Annotated in this window: 17 protein-coding genes; 9 read left to right on the forward strand and 8 right to left on the reverse strand. The window is 59.6% G+C overall.

Features of this window, described 5'->3' with window-relative positions:
* Window positions 1-119: 119 nt before the first annotated feature.
* The gene (locus HDF10_RS11030) at window positions 120-1,301 is read left to right on the forward strand and encodes an L-rhamnose/proton symporter RhaT (protein WP_183813279.1); all 1,182 of its coding nucleotides are present in this window, start codon (window positions 120-122) and stop codon (window positions 1,299-1,301) included.
* Window positions 1,302-1,487: 186 nt separating this feature from the next.
* Here HDF10_RS11030 and HDF10_RS11035 read toward each other — a convergent pair whose 3' ends face one another.
* Window positions 1,488-1,823, reverse strand: coding sequence for a hypothetical protein (locus tag HDF10_RS11035; RefSeq protein ID WP_183813281.1), 336 nt, complete (start codon window positions 1,821-1,823; stop codon window positions 1,488-1,490).
* A 354-nt stretch (window positions 1,824-2,177) separates the two neighbouring features.
* On the opposite strand from HDF10_RS11035, the gene mtnA reads away from it, so the two are divergent.
* The 3 genes from mtnA to mscL all read left to right on the forward strand — a co-directional run bounded on the left by mtnA (window position 2,178) and on the right by mscL (window position 4,333).
* Window positions 2,178-3,245, forward strand: coding sequence for an S-methyl-5-thioribose-1-phosphate isomerase (gene mtnA, locus HDF10_RS11040; protein ID WP_183813283.1), 1,068 nt, complete (start codon window positions 2,178-2,180; stop codon window positions 3,243-3,245).
* Between the two features lie 240 nt (window positions 3,246-3,485).
* Complete coding sequence (locus HDF10_RS11045; protein ID WP_183813285.1) at window positions 3,486-3,791, forward strand: permease; 306 nt, start codon at window positions 3,486-3,488, stop codon at window positions 3,789-3,791.
* A 143-nt stretch (window positions 3,792-3,934) separates the two neighbouring features.
* Window positions 3,935-4,333 carry a large conductance mechanosensitive channel protein MscL gene (gene mscL, locus HDF10_RS11050; protein WP_183813287.1) on the forward strand — a complete coding sequence of 133 codons (399 nt, stop codon included), beginning with the start codon at window positions 3,935-3,937 and terminating at the stop codon, window positions 4,331-4,333.
* Between the two features lie 24 nt (window positions 4,334-4,357).
* On the opposite strand, the gene HDF10_RS11055 is transcribed toward mscL, so the two are convergent.
* From HDF10_RS11055 to HDF10_RS11070, 4 genes are read right to left on the reverse strand one after another with little or no spacing between them, the layout of a single operon-like run.
* Window positions 4,358-5,047: a heme exporter protein CcmB gene (locus HDF10_RS11055; RefSeq protein ID WP_183762575.1), complete on the reverse strand. Its 690-nt coding sequence runs from the start codon at window positions 5,045-5,047 to the stop codon at window positions 4,358-4,360.
* Window positions 5,044-5,565 carry a Cys-tRNA(Pro) deacylase gene (ybaK, locus tag HDF10_RS11060; protein WP_183813289.1) on the reverse strand — a complete coding sequence of 174 codons (522 nt, stop codon included), beginning with the start codon at window positions 5,563-5,565 and terminating at the stop codon, window positions 5,044-5,046. Before ybaK ends, HDF10_RS11055 begins: the two co-directional genes overlap by 4 nt.
* Window positions 5,562-6,308 carry an ABC transporter ATP-binding protein gene (locus HDF10_RS11065; protein WP_183813291.1) on the reverse strand — a complete coding sequence of 249 codons (747 nt, stop codon included), beginning with the start codon at window positions 6,306-6,308 and terminating at the stop codon, window positions 5,562-5,564. Before HDF10_RS11065 ends, ybaK begins: the two co-directional genes overlap by 4 nt.
* A 19-nt stretch (window positions 6,309-6,327) precedes the next feature.
* On the reverse strand, window positions 6,328-6,783 hold the full coding sequence (locus HDF10_RS11070; protein WP_183813293.1) for a cytochrome c maturation protein CcmE: 456 nt from the start codon (window positions 6,781-6,783) through the stop codon (window positions 6,328-6,330).
* 453 nt (window positions 6,784-7,236) lie between these two features.
* Here HDF10_RS11070 and HDF10_RS11075 point away from each other — a divergent pair, with 453 nt between their 5' ends.
* Complete coding sequence (locus tag HDF10_RS11075) at window positions 7,237-8,475, forward strand: hypothetical protein (RefSeq protein ID WP_183813295.1); 1,239 nt, start codon at window positions 7,237-7,239, stop codon at window positions 8,473-8,475.
* Between the two features lie 60 nt (window positions 8,476-8,535).
* The gene (locus HDF10_RS11080) at window positions 8,536-9,066 is read left to right on the forward strand and encodes a GNAT family N-acetyltransferase (RefSeq protein ID WP_260177812.1); all 531 of its coding nucleotides are present in this window, start codon (window positions 8,536-8,538) and stop codon (window positions 9,064-9,066) included.
* Between the two features lie 77 nt (window positions 9,067-9,143).
* Here the strand turns inward: HDF10_RS11080 and HDF10_RS11085 are convergent, their stop codons facing one another.
* Both HDF10_RS11085 and HDF10_RS11090 read right to left on the reverse strand, forming a co-directional pair.
* A complete protein-coding gene (locus HDF10_RS11085; protein ID WP_183813297.1) occupies window positions 9,144-9,677 on the reverse strand; it encodes a YciE/YciF ferroxidase family protein in 534 nt (177 codons plus the stop codon).
* Window positions 9,678-9,992: 315 nt separating this feature from the next.
* Entirely contained in the window at window positions 9,993-11,630 is a 1,638-nt protein-coding gene (locus tag HDF10_RS11090) for a tannase/feruloyl esterase family alpha/beta hydrolase (protein ID WP_183813300.1), read from the reverse strand.
* A gap of 469 nt (window positions 11,631-12,099) precedes the next feature.
* On the opposite strand from HDF10_RS11090, the gene thiC reads away from it, so the two are divergent.
* Window positions 12,100-13,590, forward strand: a complete 1,491-nt coding sequence (gene thiC / locus HDF10_RS11095) for a phosphomethylpyrimidine synthase ThiC (RefSeq protein WP_183813302.1) — start codon at window positions 12,100-12,102, stop codon at window positions 13,588-13,590.
* A gap of 766 nt (window positions 13,591-14,356) precedes the next feature.
* On the opposite strand, the gene HDF10_RS11100 is transcribed toward thiC, so the two are convergent.
* Window positions 14,357-16,546: a M28 family metallopeptidase gene (locus HDF10_RS11100; RefSeq protein ID WP_183813304.1), complete on the reverse strand. Its 2,190-nt coding sequence runs from the start codon at window positions 16,544-16,546 to the stop codon at window positions 14,357-14,359.
* Between the two features lie 197 nt (window positions 16,547-16,743).
* Here HDF10_RS11100 and ccsA point away from each other — a divergent pair, with 197 nt between their 5' ends.
* Complete coding sequence (gene ccsA, locus HDF10_RS11105; protein ID WP_183813306.1) at window positions 16,744-17,481, forward strand: cytochrome c biogenesis protein CcsA; 738 nt, start codon at window positions 16,744-16,746, stop codon at window positions 17,479-17,481.
* Window positions 17,478-17,621 (forward strand): hypothetical protein, encoded by a 144-nt coding sequence (locus HDF10_RS11110; RefSeq protein WP_183813308.1) that lies wholly within the window; start codon window positions 17,478-17,480, stop codon window positions 17,619-17,621. Before ccsA ends, HDF10_RS11110 begins: the two co-directional genes overlap by 4 nt.
* Window positions 17,622-17,679 lie beyond the last annotated feature (58 nt).

Raw genomic sequence — 17,679 nt, forward strand, 5'->3', positions numbered from 1 at the left:
GCGACGCACGATCTCAAAACAATTCAATAGAGAGTATATTTCCCTAACGCAACTCGCGTCAGGTACGATAGTACCCGCTCCAACCCAGGCACCACCATCATCGATCAGAACGAGGCTACGTGGGACCCAATCCTTTCATCGGCGTCATCTATCACTGGATCGGCGGTTTCGCCTCCGCCACCAACTTCATCCCCTTCCGCGGCATCAAGCGCTGGTCGTGGGAGATCTACTGGCTCATCCAGGGCTTCGCCGCGTGGATCATCGCCCCAGTCGTCCTCGCTGGCCTCCTCGTCCCCAACCTCTTCGGCATCCTCCACGCCGCGCCTGCATCCAGCATCCACTACGCCATCTTCTGGGGCATCCTCTGGGGAGCAGGCGGCCTCACCTTCGGCCTCGCCATCCGCTACCTCGGCATCGCCCTCGGATACGCCATCGCTCTCGGCCTCTGCACCGCCTTCGGCACCCTCATCCCGCCCATCTACGATGGCTCCATTCACGTCATCCTGCACGAAACCTCCGGCCAGATCATCCTCGCCGGCGTCCTCCTCTGCCTCGTCGCCGTAGCCGTCAACGGAGCCGCCGGCCTCTCCAAAGAGCGCGAAGTCACCCCTGAAGAAAAAGCCGAAGCCGGAGAGACCGACTACAACTTCGGCAAAGGACTAGCCGTAGCCATCTTCGCCGGCATCATGAGCTCCTTCTTCGCCTTCGGCCTCAAAGCCGGCGCCCCCATCGGAGCCCTCGCCAAAACCGAACTCCTCGCCCACAACAAGCTAGACCTCTTTCAGAACCTTCCCGTTCTGATAGTTGTCTTGTGGGGAGGCTTCCTCACCAACTTCGTCTGGTCGGCCATTCTCATCCTCAAAAACGGCTCCATCAAACAGTTCACAGGCCAACCCGGCCTCAACCCCATGCGCGCCACCCACGCCTCCGGTCAAACCCTGGTCGACTTCGACCCCCTCGACCCCTCCACCTACGACCACCTCGCCCCAAAAACTCTCGTCCAGAACTACATCTTCGCTTCGCTCGCCGGCGTCATCTGGTACTTCCAGTTTTTCTTTTACTCGATGGGCCAGACCAAGATGGGCAAGTACGACTTCTCCAGCTGGACCCTCCACATGGCCAGCATCATCATCTTCGCCACCCTCTGGGGACTCTTCCTCAAAGAGTGGCGAGGCACCAGCCGCCGCACCAGAACCCTCGTAGCCACAGGCCTCTTCCTCCTCGTCAGCTCCACCATCGTCGTAGGCTACGGCAACTACCTCAAAGCCAACGAGACCCCCACCACCATCACCACCCGTTAGCCATCCATCACTCTCAAAGTCGTTATCCTGAGCGAAGTTGCTCGCGGCACTTTGCGAGCAACGCAGTCGAAGGATCCCCGTATTTAGCTTTTGCCGTTGCCTGTTTTTTGTTGTGATTCCGCACCCTGAGCGTAGTCGAATGGAGGAAGGAATCTGCTGTTGCCGTCCTTAACCCAACAGCCCAGATCATTTATCCAAATCCTCAAGCGCATACCGCCCCAGCGCAAACGGACGCGAAACCGCCGGCTTGCTATCCAGCGGATAAGAAGGATAAGGATCAACGGTCCCCGTAGGAAAACCCCAGATCTTCCCTGTCCGCAGATCCACCACAACCTTCCCGTACACCTGCCCCGTCCCATCCGGATACCGCAGATTCTGCACTCCCGGCTCGATATAGAGCGCATGAGCCGCCGCCGATTCAGCCGCAACCGGTGGAGGAGACACATACGGCCTCGCAGCGTTCGCAACCAACGCCATCGCAATCACAAGCAGAAGAACATTCGTCAGCGCATCTTTTCTCACGAGGACCTCCCTCACAACAAAACTCCGTCGCATCATTCCCATTTTGGACGAGAATCCGCACCAAAAGCCTCACGGCAGAGAAACAACTCTCAAGAACCTAACACTCGCAACCTCCCCGCCGATAAAGCCTCCATGTTCTCAAAGCCGAAGTTCTCCGACGGAAGATTTTGCCCCCACTGCAACACCGAATCCCTGCATCGCTCTCACCGCCGCGGCTGGGACTGGTTCTTCCACTACCTGGCTCTACGCCCCGTTCGCTGCACCTGCTGCTGCCAGCGCTTCTACGCCCCCCGAAACGCCTACGGCCCCCACATCCGCCCCCATTCAAGCCATTCGCGATAAACTAGAAGGAACATGATCCCTACCCTCGAATGGCTCCCAACCGGCGTTAACTTCCTCGACCAGACCAAGCTCCCCCTCGAGGAGACCTATGTCCTCGCCACCGACTACAACCAGGTCGCCACCGTCATCCGCGACATGATCGTCCGCGGCGCCCCAGCCATCGGCGTCTCTGCCGCCATGGGCATGGCCATCGGCATCGACCGCAGCTCCGCGACCACCCTCCCCGCCCTCACCGAAGAGGTCGCCGTCATCGCCAAGACCCTCGCCGAGACTCGCCCCACCGCCGTCAACCTTTTCTGGGGCATCGACGAGATCCGCAATCTCTACATCGAACTAGCCTCCAAAGACACCCCCATCCCCGACATTAAAACCGCAGTCGTAGCGAAAGCCCGCCGCATGTATGACGAGGACATCGCCGCCTGCAAACAGATGGGCGCGCACGGCGCATCGCTCCTCCCCAAAGAGGGCACCGTCCTCACCCACTGCAACGCCGGCGCTCTCGCCACCTGCGGCTACGGCTCAGCCCTCGGCGTCATCCGCGCGGCAATCGAGCGCGGCCACAAGATCGACGTCTTCGCCGACGAGACCCGTCCCTTCCTCCAGGGCGCCCGCCTCACCGCATGGGAGCTCATGAAGGACAACATCCCCACCACCGTCCTCTGCGACAACATGGCCGCCTCGCTCATGCGACAGGGCCGCATCCAGGCCGTCATCGTAGGTGCGGACCGCATCGCCGCCAACGGCGACGTCGCCAACAAGATCGGCACCTACGGCGTAGCCATCCTCGCCAAAGAGCACAACATCCCCTTCTACGTCGCCGCCCCCTGGTCCACCCTCGACCTCGCCACAGCACACGGCGACAACATCCCCATCGAGCAGCGCGACGCCCGCGAGGTCACCCACTCCAACGGCAAGCAGATGACCCCCCACGGCGTAGCCATCGAGAACCCAGCCTTCGATGTGACCCCCGCCAAATACGTCACCGCCATCATCACCGAGCGCGGCGTCCTCACCGCCCCCTACAACAACTCCATCCAGACGATGGCGAAGCAGGCCGAACCCGAACTCACCGCGGTCTAGGAATCTCAAAACTGAAATCGCCCGCGGATGAACCCGGCAATCTCATCTGGGTGTGTTCACTTACCTGGACACACCCAGTAACCCACCACAACCAACTCCGCACAACGATCTCCCGCCATCGTTGTAATCAGCTTTACCTGCATCAAACAAAGTTGAACGCTTCGTAGGCACGCCACGCCTCTCCTCTCCCGAACTGGCACGAAACCCATCACATCCGTATCCTTAACAGACACACCCCGCGTGAAACATCCCCTCTTCAATCCGCGTGTCCATTCTCTTCTACGCGGCAGCCTCCTCGTCCTCCTCAGCCTCGCCGTCTCGCTGCTTCTCTCCGACTTCCCCCACAATCGCGCCACCCCCTTGCTGATCCTTCCCGTCCTCTCCGCCGTCGCCGGCACCGCCGACACCGTCCGTTGCATGCAGCGCCGCTGGAGCTTCTATCATGCGGGTGTCATCCTCTGCATCTACATGGACCTCATGGCCCTCTGCATGATCCTCTTCTTCCTCCTCTACCCCTACGCCCGCTGGATAGCCTCCTCCCAATAGCAAGCCTTCTCCCAATGGCCCGCCGCATGTTTCACACCTCAACTACCCTGTAGCCTTTAAAATTTCCTGCGTTATACTCGCCGCACCGGAACAAGCAGAGAGCAACGGTTCCAGGCACGATCCAACCTTAGGAGAATGACCTTATGTTCAAAGGATTCCGCGATTTCATTCTGCGTGGCAACGTCATTGATCTTGCTGTCGCCGTCATCATCGGAGCCGCGTTTACAGCCATCGTCACCTCGCTGACTGAAAAGATCATCAGTCCTTTGCTGGGAGCCATCATCGGCAAGCAGGACTTTGGGTATCTGGTTGCTCACGTCAACGGGGGCGTAATCAAGTACGGCGACTTTCTCACCGCCATCATCAACTTCCTCCTTATCGCCAGCGTCGTTTACTTCTTCCTCGTACTGCCCATCCAGTACCTCCTGAAAAAGTTCCACCCCGCAGTGGTCGAGCCGCCAGCCACCAAGCCCTGCCCCCAGTGCCTCGGCGACATCCCCATCCCCGCCACTCGCTGCAAGTTCTGCACTCAACCCGTATAGCCTTCTCGCGAAAAAGGACCACGGTCATTCGGCGTTGAGGACGGTTTCGAAGAGCAGAATGCAGACCGTGGTGAAGATGATGTCGTAGCCGAGGAGCTGCTTGATCCAGGTGTTGATCTGGATGGAGTCGAGGTCTGCGGTGAGCACGCCGGTGGTGGCCTGGACCATTGCCAGGAGGGCGGGGAGGGAGATTGGGAGGAGGAGGAGCGGGAGAAGCAGTTCGCGGTTGCGGGCGCGAAGTCCGAGGGCAGCGAAGAAGGTGCCGTTGACGACTAGCGCCCAGGTTCCTAGCGGCAATATGAGAGCGAGGAGCCAGACGTTGCCGAGGGCGTGGAGGTTGAAAAATACGATGAAGATGGGGGCCAGGACCGCCTCGACGGCCAGGACGAAGAGCATGTTGGCGAGGGCTTTGCCGAGGAAGAGGGCGGAGGCGGGGGAGGGGGCCATTCGCTGGGCTTCTAGTACGTTGTTGCGCTGCTCCCGGGTCCAGGACTGGTTGAGGGCGGTGATGGAGGCGAAGAGGAGGGCTACCCAGAGGATTCCGCCGGAGATCTGGCGGGCCATGGTGGGGTAGCTGGTGGGATCGAAGGCCAGGCCGAAGACTACGACGACCAGGAGGGAGAAGAAGAGCATCCCGTTGATGGAGTCGCGGGAGCGCCACTCGAGGCGGAGGTCTTTGCGGAGGTGGTCGAGGACGTGCTGGAGGTACTTCATGCCGGCGCGTGGCCTTTGGTGAGGTCGGCGAGGGTTGCTTTGGCGGCGCGGAGGTAGTCGGCGGGAGCGAGGAGGAGCTGGAGGCCTCGCTGGCCGGCGGAGATGGAGATCTGGTCGAAGAGCTCGATGGTCTCGTCGGCGAAGGCTGGGAAGGGCTTTTTGGCTCCCATGACGGTGACTCCGCCGCGGATGTAGCCGGTGAGCGGCTCGACCTCTTTGAGGGAGGCTAGTTCGGCTTTTTTTGCTCCGGCGGCGTGGGCTAGTTTTTTGAGGTCGAGTTCGGCGTCGCCGGGGATGACCGCGAAGACGTGGTCTATCCCTTTTGGGCCGCCGGCGCCGGTGTTGGTGTGGGCGAGGAGGGTTTTGAAGACCTGCTCGGGGGGGAGACCTATCTTGCGGGCGACGGAGATGGCGGTGAGGTCGTCGGGATCGACCTCGTAGGGGCGGAGTTCGTAGGGGATGCCCAGGGTGTCGAGGAGGCGGGCGGCGTTGGTCTTGGCTGGAGCGGGCGTCTTCACCCAGCGGCCTCGGGGTGGGAGTCCGGGGCGTCGATGATCTGGCCGTTGCGCATGGTGAGGGTGCGGTCGGCGAGGGGTTCGGCCAGGACGGACTGGTGGGTGGTGAGGAGGATGGTGCGGGCACCGGCTACTCCGTTGACCGGAGCGACGGGCCAGGTGCGGAAGTCGGCGAGGAGCTCGACCATGTGGCAGGCGGAGGCGGCGTCGAGGTTGGAGAAGGGCTCGTCGAGGAGGAGGATCTCGGGGTCGGTCTGGAGGACGCGGGCTAGCGAGGTGCGTTGGCGCATGCCCTGGGAGTATTGTCCTACGGGGCGGTTGAGCTTGGGGTCGAGGCCGACGGCGCGGAGGGCCATCTCTGGATTGCCGACGCAGGCGCAGCCTCCTTCGCGATGGAGCGAGGAGAAGTAGTTGAGGTTCTCGATGGCGGTGAGCTCGTCGTAGAGCATGGGCGAGTGGCTCATGTAGGCGATGCGGCGGCGTTCGAGGTGGGGATGGCCGGAGAAGACGGTGACGCGGCCGCGCGTGGGGGTGATGAGGCCGGCGATGATGCGGAGGAGGGTGGATTTGCCCGCTCCGTTTTCGCCGAGAATGACAGTCGAGGAGCCGGTGCAGAAGCTGGTGGTTACGTTGCGGAGGGCGGCGAAGGTGCCATAGATCTTGGAGACGCCGTCGAGCGAGATGCAGTCCGCGTTGGCAGCGGAGGAGGTCGGAGTGCTGCGGGTTGTCTCTGCCGTCTGCGTCATATTTTTTCGTGCGCGGCGGTTAGCGGGTAGCGGGAAGGGCTGCGGCGGCGGTGGTGGCCGGGGTTGCAGAGGCGGGTGCCGGGGCGTACTTGGAGGCGCATTTGGCCTGGAGCTGGGTGGCGTGGAAGACGCCGTCGTGGCCGTAGGTGCCGACGGCGAGTGCCTGGGCGTCATCCTTGAAGGTATCGGGCGGCGGCTCGGAGCCTTGGTAGACGACCGAGAGTTTGCGGCCTTGTTCGAGGAGGTCGAAGGTGGCGCTGGTGCCTACGCGATGAATGCTGCCGGGGGCTACGTTGCCGGCTACGCGGAGGTGGCGAACGTAGGCTTTGTTCCCCATGCCCTGCAGCTCGCCGATGGTGACGTAGTAGCTCTTGTTGTCGCGGCCGCCGGTAAAGGAGAGATAGGCGATGGTGGCCACAATGATCAGTGTGGCCACGATGAATTTGACCGGACTCTTATGGGGTGAGTTTGCCATGTTCTTCGTCTTTCAGTCTACGTTCGCGGGTTCGATTTGGGTAGTCAACCGGTTGGGGGGTACCCCCTCCCCCCCTTGGGGTATTTTGGGCGGAAGTTTATTGAAATGAACAGGTTACGGAGGGGGTGTGTCTGTAAGCTATTCCATCCAAATGGCTTGTGCCTAAAATACTTGTTTTGTTGCTGTTACGGACAACGATCTACTTTCTTTGTTTTGGTGCTCTGCGTTTTGATTCCCTACTTCTATTTTAGACGATCGGCGCAGGTAATACGCCACGACAAAAGCCGTGCTGGACGCGGGTTTTAGTGACTTTGGGGGTTGACAAGATTTTCAGCCGAGGATGATTCGTTCGATTTTCGCGAGATTACTACTAACGTATAACGTACCGTTTTGAGTCGACGACCCTGAGGCAGTTCCACTGTCCTCGGTGTCTAACCTGATATGAGCTTTAGAATGTGGGCTGTGCGTCTGGTCCGCTTTGCAGGTTGGGTGGTTCTGTCTTTGGTGCTGCTCACTTTTCTGGCAGTGCAGATTCAGCTGCTAATATCGCGCTGGCGAGCCGAGCGGCTATCCGCAGATATGCATCAGATTCGCCTCTACCAAAGCACGTGGGCGGATGCGCAGCGCCTGATGAATCGCTGGGGAGCGTGGGGCCACTACGATGGCAGTTGCACGGCTGCAAGTTGCCAATACGCAATCGGCATGGGCACCATCAGATATCAAAACCCCGATGCTCCCCGCCGCGTCTGGGTGGAATGGTTTTCCGCGCACGACCGACTCAATCTCTATGAATGGCTCGGTGGCCGCGACGCAGTAGTCTATGCTTCCTTCACCGTCCATGACGGTACCATCTGGAGAACAGGCAGCGGGATCGGCGTCACCGTCCCCACCAGGAGGATCCGAAGGGATAACGATTGGCCCTGGAGTCTCTCTATCAGTGCCGCCAGTCGCCAGCGACTTCATCGGACGATAGAAGACCCGTTCAGTTTTGGTTTTCTGGGTTCTGAAGACGAGCTCGCCAAACACCTGTACTACAAAGTGTGGAGGCCGGGTGGCTGTGAGATCAACTGCCAAGTTGAGATTGTCTACTATTCCACCCACACTCCACCAGCCGAGATCGAGCGTCTGACGTCGTATAACTTTTCCTGCTTTACTCAGTTGATCGCGTGTGCACACATTGAAGATCTATTGCCTGCATCCAAAGAGTGGCACCTCTACGACGAATACCAATCCAGCCCCACTGTGCCGATACCACCTTCAAGGCCCGCATCGAGCTATGTGATGCCAATCCCGCCTCCCTGCAGCAAGATTCCTGTTTGGGCGCACTCGCGGGACGTCCGCTATGCTTTAGCCGTCGAAGTTCTCCCGACGACTGCCGATGACCAGAAGTTCGATCCCAGGATGGCAAAGGTCCGGGTTGTCAGTTCTCTCAAGGAGCCTGCTCCCTGGCTGTCTGGCGCTGTCGTACGTGCCTATCCCTACGGGAATGGAAACATCCCGCCTGAGGAAGGCCAAGGGTTGATTCCCGGAAGACGGTTCATCGTGTTTCCCGTTGGGAACGATGAAAAGCACGACATCCTAACGAAAGATTCGTCAATCAAACTCGACCGATGCGGTGTGCTCGAAGATACTCCTGAAACACGGCGTGAGCTTGAGAAGGGATTTGCACAGAATGACACGCTGAATCCTTAAACCCCTCAACTTATACGGCGTGTGCGGGTGTGAAAAAATAAGATCCAGGAGTCGTTGAGGATGGTGGCAGGTGGAGAGATCGTGAAGAAGGATAGCGGCTCTGTGCCTTATGTTTTGCGTCCGCATCGAGTGGGAGACATGGGGTGGATTGTCTATCGAGAGGGTCTCGGATATGCCGAGCAGTATGGATGGGATGAGACGTTTGAGGCGTTGGTGGCGCAGATCGTGAGTGAGTTCCTCATGAACTTCGACCCTGAGCAAGAGCGCTGCTGGATTGCTGAGGTGGATGGCAAAAGTGTGGGGCATGTGTTTCTGGTGAAGCATCCGACGGAAGCAGAGACGGCGAAGCTGCGATTGCTGTTTGTTGAGCCAAGTGCGCGAGGTATGGGGTTGGGAGATGCGCTGGTGAGCGAGTGCGTTCGTTTTGCGCGGGGTGCGGGGTATAAGAAGGTAGTTTTGTGGACGCAAAGCATTCTTACTGGCGCGCATCAAATCTATGAGAAGGCTGGGTTCAGGCTGCTGAAGGAGGAGCCGCACCATAGCTTCGGGAAAGATCTGGTGGGACAGACTTGGGAGCTGGATTTGATTTGACGGGAGTGAGAGAGCGAAGCAGAGATATTGTGGGATCTCCGCTTCGCTTAGGATCTCCGCTTCGTTTTAGAAAGCGCTTAGACGCTGGTGGCGGTTACGGTTTTGGTTTCGGCGGCGGTGGTGTTGACGCTGTCGGAGATGGTGGAGAGGAGTTCGTCGGCGTTCTTCTCTTCGTCAAGGATGCTGTCGAGGAGGTCGGCTGAGTCGTCGTCGCCGAGGAGTTCGGCCCAGGTGCGGAGGGTGCCGTAGACAGCGATCTCGTGATGCTCTACCTGCTGGGCGGATGCGATGAGGGTGATGTCGCGGATGCTGGCGTCGGCTGCATCTTTGATGTTGTCTTCGGCTTCGGTGATGAGGGCGGAGATGGCCTTGCAGGTTGAGGTGTCGGCGTTGCCGTTGGTGGCGTCTCGGAGGATGCTTTCCACTTTGGCTACATGGCCCTGGGTTTCGGTGAGGTGATTGCGGAAGGCGGTGGCAAGTTGCGGGTCGGTGGACTTCTCGATCATGGTGGGGAGGGCTTTGGTGATCTTCTGCTCCATGTCGAGCGCCTTCTTGAGGTTGGCGATGTAGAGGGTGCGGAGGTCTTCGATGTTTTCGGAAAATAGCTTCATGGGGAGTTCTCCTTGGGATTTTCGCGAGATTTCTCGCCGGCTCAGATTGAGCCGTTTGGGGCTGTGTGATTTTTTGGTGAGAGCGGCGAACGTTCAAGCCGGGGTGCTCACGGTCCTACTCGTTCTGCTGGGTAGGATGCGAGGTTGTGAAGAGGGTTGGCTGTGGATTTCGGCTTATTCCTGCTGGGGTGGGGAAGTCGCGGCATCGGTGAGCGGAACGCGTCACAAATTATGGAGTGGGTCAGTCTCCGGTAGCCCGTGATTCGGGCATAGTGGTCGCCTCCACTATTGCGGCCCATATCCATCGAGAAAAAACTAATGTCCGGAAGGATCGACGGGTACGAAACTCTCGGCCTGCTTCGGATCGCCTTTCCCGGAATAACGGGCCAAAACCGGGTATGGAAAGACAGGTCGCGAGCGTTCCATCACGAGATTGCTTGATCGTCGCGCGATCAGCTCTTCAGGCGCCTCTCCCTTCTCGACCCAGGTCTCCAATGCGGTTAAGGTGTCGAACTCGGTGAACCCCGGACCTCCGCGGCCGTGATGCACCCCAGGGATGAGAAACAGCCGAAAGAAGTCTTCGGTCTGTTTGCGCCCTCCCATCAGTTTGGTGACCCCTTCGTAGTAGCCTATCGAAGATGTCGCTGGAATGGCTCCATCGGCCCAACCATGCCACATGACAATCTTGCCGCCTCGCGCTTTAAAGGCGCGCAGGTCGACAGAGGTTGCGTCGTAGATTCTTCGCGCCCGGGCGAGAGTGGCGGGATCGTGATCAAAATCGAAGTTGAGAGCATCGACGTTTTTTCTTGTCTTCTCGTCCACAAAATATCTTAGGTACTCACCAGGCAGTTCCATGTTGGCAAAACGCGGCGGATAGCCGGGACTTGGAGTGCCAAAGTAGTTCCAACCCTCCCACTGCGTCTCAGTTCCCGGGATATACGGATAAGCCCAGAGCACTTCGCCCTTGGTATTCGTCGCTGGGGACATCAGGCGCTTGATTGCGGCGACCTGCTTTGCATTCAGGCAATCAGGGGCGGCGCTCGCGGAGGCGCACGCAATCATCTCGGGCTGCCAGTTGCAGGAGGTCGGATCGGTGACGAGCGCTTCTTCGACGCCAGCCTGTGCCCCACAGTGCTCCAGCACGGATTTGTGCACCGCTTGAGCGGCTTCGGCGTTTAGCACAGAGCCGCCATGACCGTCGCTGACGGCTTGCGCAAACCAAGCTGCAGCGATCGTGTTGCGTCCGGTGTAATCGTAGACGGGTGCACTGGGCATCAATCCGTCGAAGTCGTCCGGAAACCTTTGCGCTTCCAGTAGAACGGCTTGGCCGCCTTTGGAGTTGCCGCTCATGTAGGAATACTTGATAGGCCTGCCGTAGTAGCGCGTGGTGATGGATTTCGCAATGAGGGTGACGACGTGATTGCTGCGCCAACCGAAGTCCTCTTGTAATTCCGGGGCGTTTGCGGCCCAAACGCCGTCAAACCCCAAAGCGCTGTCGTGGCCGCCATTTCCTGTGACCGAGGCATAGCCCCGCGCGAGACCGAGATTGCAGGCGTCCGACAAAACGTTACCGCAGAAGCCTCCGCACGCATAAAAGAAGAACTTTTGGTTCCAATCGCCGGGCAGCGGCAGCTTCAAGTCGAACTTGTTTTGTGGCGCAACGTAGCCGGTAATGTCGCAGTACAGATGGATCCGGCTCGCAATGTGAGAAGCACTGCTCCCATATCCGCTGGGATTGAGTATCCACTCCTTCAGGCCGCTTGCGGGAACCTCGACGAGGCGTGCCGAGGTAATGAGAGCTGGACCTCCGGGAGCGTTTTCAAGGTTCAGTTCAGCCAAAGCGGAGCACTGTTGTGCGTCAGGGACGGGTGGCGTTCCGCCGGGCGTATTCTGTGCCGTAGCCAAGGTAGACGCAATCAAGTAGAGCACGATAAGGAAACCGATTCCGCTCACTCGGGGTCTAAAACTGTTTGCTTGGCGAGGAAGCGTTTCGGCCGATTCGGGTGGTAGACGCTTCAAAACCGCAGCCTCCATCTCAGCCTCCTTCTCCGTGCTCCGCTGTTACTGCGTTTGATTTCCCGGGTACCTGGAGCCGAATTCTGCAAGTTTACCTAAGGAGGCCGGGTCTCGTTTGGTCGGGCCACTGAGGCGCATTTAGCGCGTACACCAATTCCGATCCGGTCTTGTTGGTTACTTCAGTTGACTAAAGGAGATGGTGTGTTTTGAAAACCGCTCTTCGGAAATTGGCTCGGGTCTCCGGTCACCCTAACTGAGCTTCAACGATAGCTAGTGTGTTGTCGGCTAGTCGGAGACTGACCGCTGCAAACATTGCGGGAAGCGTCAGCGGAGATGCGTGCATCGTATACTTACTCGATAACACGGCTACTTACTCGTAACACGGCAGAACGGGCAGGGGAGAGACATGAGCGAAAACGGGAACGGGGCAAACGGCAATGGCAATGGGGCGCACTCGCACGGCAACGACTACAAGGTGCCGACGGGGCGAGCGGAGTGGATTGTGAAGCGTAAGGCCGAGGCGGCGCGGACTGGCGACACGAATATGAGCCAGATGCACTTTGCGCGAAAGGGCCTGATTACCGAAGAGATGGCTTATGTTGCGCAGCGGGAGAAGATTGCGGCGGAGCTGGTGCGGAGCGAGGTGGCGAAGGGAACGATGATCATCCCTGCGAACATCAATCACGTGGAGCTGGAGCCGATGGCGATTGGGGTGGAGTCGCTGTGCAAGATCAATGCGAATATCGGGAACTCGGCGCTGGTGTCGAATGTGGATGAGGAGTTGAGGAAGCTGCATACGGCGGTGCACTTTGGCGCGGATACGGTGATGGATCTGTCGACGGGTGGGGATATTCCGATGATTCGAGAGCAGATTCTGCGGCATTCGCCGGTGCCGATCGGGACGGTGCCGCTGTATGAGGCGCTGAGCCGGGTGAAGAGGGTGGAGGATCTGAATATTGATCTGTACCTTGAGGTGATTGAGGAGCAGGCGCAGCAAGGTGTGGATTACTTTACGATTCATGCGGGTGTGCTGATTGAGTATGTGCCGTTGGTGGCGAAGCGGATTACGGGGATTGTGAGCCGTGGGGGGGCGATTCTCGCGCAGTGGATGACTTCGAATCATAAGCAGAACTTTTTGTACGAGAATTTTGACCGGATCACGAAGGTGATGGCGAAGTATGACGTGAGCTATTCGCTGGGCGACGGGCTGCGGCCTGGGTGTCTGGCGGATGCAAGCGATGAGGCTCAGTTTGCGGAGTTGAAGACGCTGGGCGAGTTGACACGGCAGGCGTGGAAGAGCGATGTGCAGGTGATGATCGAGGGGCCGGGGCATATTCCGATGGACCAGATCAAGCTGCAGGTGGATAAAGAGGTTGAGCTGTGCGATGGGGCTCCGTTCTATGTGCTGGGGCCGCTGGTGACTGATATTGCTCCGGGGTATGACCACATTACATCGGCGATTGGCGCGGCGATGATTGGGTGGCATGGTGCGGCGATGCTCTGCTATGTGACTCCGAAGGAGCATTTGGGGCTGCCGAATGAGAAGGATGTGAAGGACGGGATTATAGCTTACAAGATTGCGGCGCATGCGGCGGATGTGGCGCGGCATCGGCCGGGGGCGAGGGATCGGGATGATGCTATCTCGCATGCCCGGTACACGTTCGATTGGGATAAGCAGTTTGCGTTGTCGCTTGACCCGGAGACGGCGCGGGGGATGCACGATGAGACGCTGCCGGATGATTACTACAAGGAAGCGGCGTTCTGCAGCATGTGCGGACCGAAGTTCTGCAGCATGAACTGGTCGAGCAAGGTGGACGAGTTCAATGCGAAGGAGCATGGGCTGCATAAACAGGACCTGACGCAGATTGTTACCGAGCAGATGGCTCTGCGGGGGTAGCTTTCGGCGGTTGCGGGGAGTGTGAGCGGCGAGGGCAACAGCAAATGCAAATGCGGGGATTCTTCGCGTTGCTCAGAATGACAAGGGTTATTGATTGTTTATAGAAGAAGGCCGCGTCCTTGGTTTGGGAGGCGGCCTATCTCTTTGGGGAGGAGTTTGGTTTGGGTTGGCTCTGAGCGTTGGCTGGGAGTCTGTTGCGTCGGGGGCGAGTGGGGCTGGGCTGCGGGGCTGCACGGGGTAGCTCAGAGCTGGACTCGAAGGACGGCTCGAATTGGTCAGCGCTGAAGTTGAAGGCCATGCCCGCGATGCGGTGGAGGATGCGGGTTGGTGTGGGCTGGCAACAACTTACACCGTAGGGCGGCAGCACAGGGGTGAGTCTAGAGAATATCTTTCTCCTGTTTATCGGATCGCATGGCAAGAAGTGCAGGAGCAATAATCATTGCGAGAAATACCAAAGCTAAAACCAGATCATGGACCATTGGGGAGTCTCCTTTGGGCGGCTTTGACCGTCTTGAGAGTAATCATGCGGCAGGTGACCAAATGGGGATATCCCACCTCGGCAACGACAGATGCACCTTTTGGGGGATGGTTTTATTTTTGTAATGCTCATGTCCTGCCGGACGGGCGTCCTGCGCGGGCGGCGGTCACTTCGTGACTTGTGTACCGCTTCGCGTGGTCCTCCCGTTGGTCGGAGGGTAATGTTTGCCAGCTTTGGGGTGATGGCTGATTGTGGTGCTTGGAATGGTGGTTTGTGGTGAGTTGATGGTTATTTGGTGGCTTCTTTGTTGGCAGCTTCCAGGATGGCGGCGGAGCGGTTGAGGGCTGCGGCCAGAGCGGCTAACTGGGACTGGGCTCTGGGAGCGTCCGGCGCCTCGATGCCCTCAGTGACGCCGGGGATGACGACGGCGGCATAGCCGGTGAACTCACCTGGAGCGTAGATGGTGTGTTTGTACCAGAAGCGCTTGGGCAGGCCTTCGGGGTTGAGGAGAGCACCTTCGGCTTCGCGCAGGGACTGGTTGAGCGCGGCGGGGTTCGCTGGTGGCGCGGACTGGGTGGCGCGGATGGCTGTGCCGGCGGCGGCGAAGCGGTTGGCTGCGGCCTGGGCGGCGGAGAAGTCGAGAGTCAGGTTTTTGGTGGTGGCTTGTTTCTGCGCAGCCTCGAGGTAGCCTACGATCTCTTTGCCGTAGAGCTGGTAGTCGTAGGGGAGGACGTCGGCGTCGGCCATGTGGAGGATCTCGAGGCCGAAGACGCGGGCCTGCTGCTGCTCGTAGACGAAGGTGGGGTCGGCGAATTTGGTGAACCAGTTGTAGTTGTCGAAGACGGAGTGATAGACGCCGTAGGGGCCCTCGGAGCCGATGTCGGTGGAGGGGACGCCGAGGTGCTGGATGAAGGGGGTGTAGTCGGAGCCGGAGCCTAGGGTGCCGATGTGGACGTCGCTGTCGGTGGAGTCAACGGGCTTGTGGCTGCGGCGGGTGGGGGCCGTGGCCTGGTCGGCCTTCCACTGTTCGTAGACGGTGCCCCCCTTGGGGCTGGCGACCTCTTTGGTGACTTCGCGGACGAACTGTTTGAGCGAGGGGACGGCGGCGGCGTCGAAGTTGGGGCCGGCTACGCCTACGTCGGTGTTGAAGTAGGCTACGGCGTGGGCGAGGTGGGTCTCATGCTGCTCGGCCCATTCGGTAGAGCCGATGAGTCCTTCTTCTTCGGCGTCCCAGCTGCAGATGACGATGCGGCGTTGCGGCTTCCAGCCTTGTTTGAGGAGCTCGCCGAGGCCGTGAACGGTTTCGAGCATGGCGGCGGTGCCGGAGTTGGGGTCGACTGCGCCGTAGACCCAGGCGTCGCGGTGGTTGCCGGCCACGACCCAGTCTTCTTTTTGGGCGGGGTCGGTTCCGTCGATGGTGCCGATGACGTCCCAGATGGTGCGGAGTGCGATGTCCTGCTCGAGGTGCATGTGGACGGTGATTTTGGGAGGAGCGGTGTGGGTTCCGTTTGTTCCGAGAGTTCCGGTTGCTCCGAGATGATAGGTGAAGGGGAGTGCGCCCTGCCAGTCGCGGGGGGATTCGGCTCCGCCGAGGGCTTTGAGGATAGGGGCGGCGTCGTGGTATGAGAGGGGGTTGGTGGGGATGCTGGGCTGGTTGTTCTCGAGCTTGTCGACGGGGATGCGTTTGGAGTCGGGGAGCTCAGGGGTGGAGGCTACGCCGGGGGTGGTGGGGTCGCCGGGGTAGATGGGGAGGAACTGGATGGAGCCGCGCTGGACGGCGGTCTCGGGGCGGTAGGGACCGCGGGGGTAGATGTCGCCGCGGAAGTAGCCGTCGTCGGCGGGGTCGGAGTAGATGAGGACGCCGACGGCTCCGTATTGCTGGGCGATGTAGGTCTTGATGCCGCGAAAGTTTTCGCCGTAGCGGACGAGGACGATCTTGCCTTTGACGCTGATGCCTAGTTTGGCGAGTTGCTGGAAGTCGGCGAGGGTGCCGTAGTTGGCGTAGATGACCTCGGCGGTGACGTCGCCTGATGGGGAGGAGCCGTTGAAGGCGGGGAGGATGCGGGGGTCGTCCTGGAAGGGGTCGCCGCCGAATTTGTTGGGGTCGACATGCTCGGGCGTGGGGCCGGACATGAGCTTTTTGCCGTCGGCGTCGAAGGCTTCGATGACGATTTTGACGGGTTTGGTGAGGAGGACTTTGTAGGGGACGATCTGGGTTTCTAGGCCGGCGGCTTTGAACTTGTCGGCGACGTAGACGGCGGTGGCGTAGTCCTCTGGCGAGCTGGCCCAGTGGGGGGCGGCGGTGAGGGTCTTGAGGTGCTGGCCGGCGAGTGCGGCGTCGGGTACGGCCATGAAGACTTTGTCCCACTTTGCCTGCTGGGCGAAGTTGCGGTAGCCGAAGACCTGAGGGGTGGGAGACTGGGCCAGGGTGAGGGCGGCGAGAGGGAGCAGGCAGGGTACGGTGCGGAGACGAGTCAAGTCGTGGGCCTCGGTGTGGGTTTGAGATATCAGGGTATCGCAGAATCGAGTTTTGGAAGATCTTCTGCGGGTAAGCTCTGAGGGCAGAGTCTTCTATCGAGGCGTTTGAGTCTCTGCAATGGGTTTGCTGCAGACACGTCGAAGCGGTTCACGATGGATTGTGAGCCGCTTCGACCTATTCGCGATAAACTAGATCCATGGAGCAGCGTACCCCCACTCTCCGCAGCGTCGCCTGGCTCTGGTTTGGAATCAGCGTCGCTGTGCTCGCCGTCGGCTTCCGTCAGGCCATCTTCCTAGTTCCCACGGACGCAGCGCAGGGCAACGTCGGGCGCATCTTCTACTACCACGTCCCTATCGCGATGTTGAGTCTGATCTTTCCCTACATCAACTTCGTTGCCTCACTCTTCTATCTCTACTGGCGACGTCGAGACCCGCTGAAGGCCCTCACCGCGGATGCCCTCGCGCTTTCCACTGCAGAAGTAACCGTCGTCTACTCCAGCATCTGCCTGCTCACCGGTATGCTTTGGGGACGCGCTACCTGGGGCATCTGGTGGACCTGGGACCCACGCCTTACCAGCATGCTGCTCCTGTGGCTGCTCTATGTCAGCTACCTCATGCTGCGCCGCTTCTCCTCTACCGGCCAGACCCATACTCTCGCCGCGGTTCTCTCGGTCTTTGCCGCAGTCGATGTTCCCATCGTCTACATGTCCATTCGCTGGTGGCGCACCCAACATCCTGCGCCAGTCTTCGGAGGCGGGCCTGACTCAGGTATCGATCCCTCCATGCTTCCCGCCTTCTATTGGAATCTGGCGGGCTGGACCTTGTGGGGTATCTGCATCGTTCTCTTCCGTTTCGCCCTCGAGCGCCGCCGTCAACTAGCCGAACAGGAAGCCGCCCTGCAGGCCATCGAAGCTTCTTTGGAGATTCCGCAATGACCTGGCGTTCGTTCTTCGATCTGAGCACTATGCCTCACCGGCACCTGCTCTTCGCCTACGTGGCTGTGTGGGTTATTCAGGGAGGATACTTCGCATGGACCGTCTGGAACTGGGTTCATGTGCGGGATGGCCGCCGCTAAAAATCAACGAAGCCGCGGGGGACCACAGCTTCGTTGTCCGAGTAGGAATTGCACGTGA

This window comes from Tunturiibacter empetritectus (assembly GCF_014201375.1).
GTDB lineage: Bacteria > Acidobacteriota > Terriglobia > Terriglobales > Acidobacteriaceae > Edaphobacter > Edaphobacter lichenicola_D.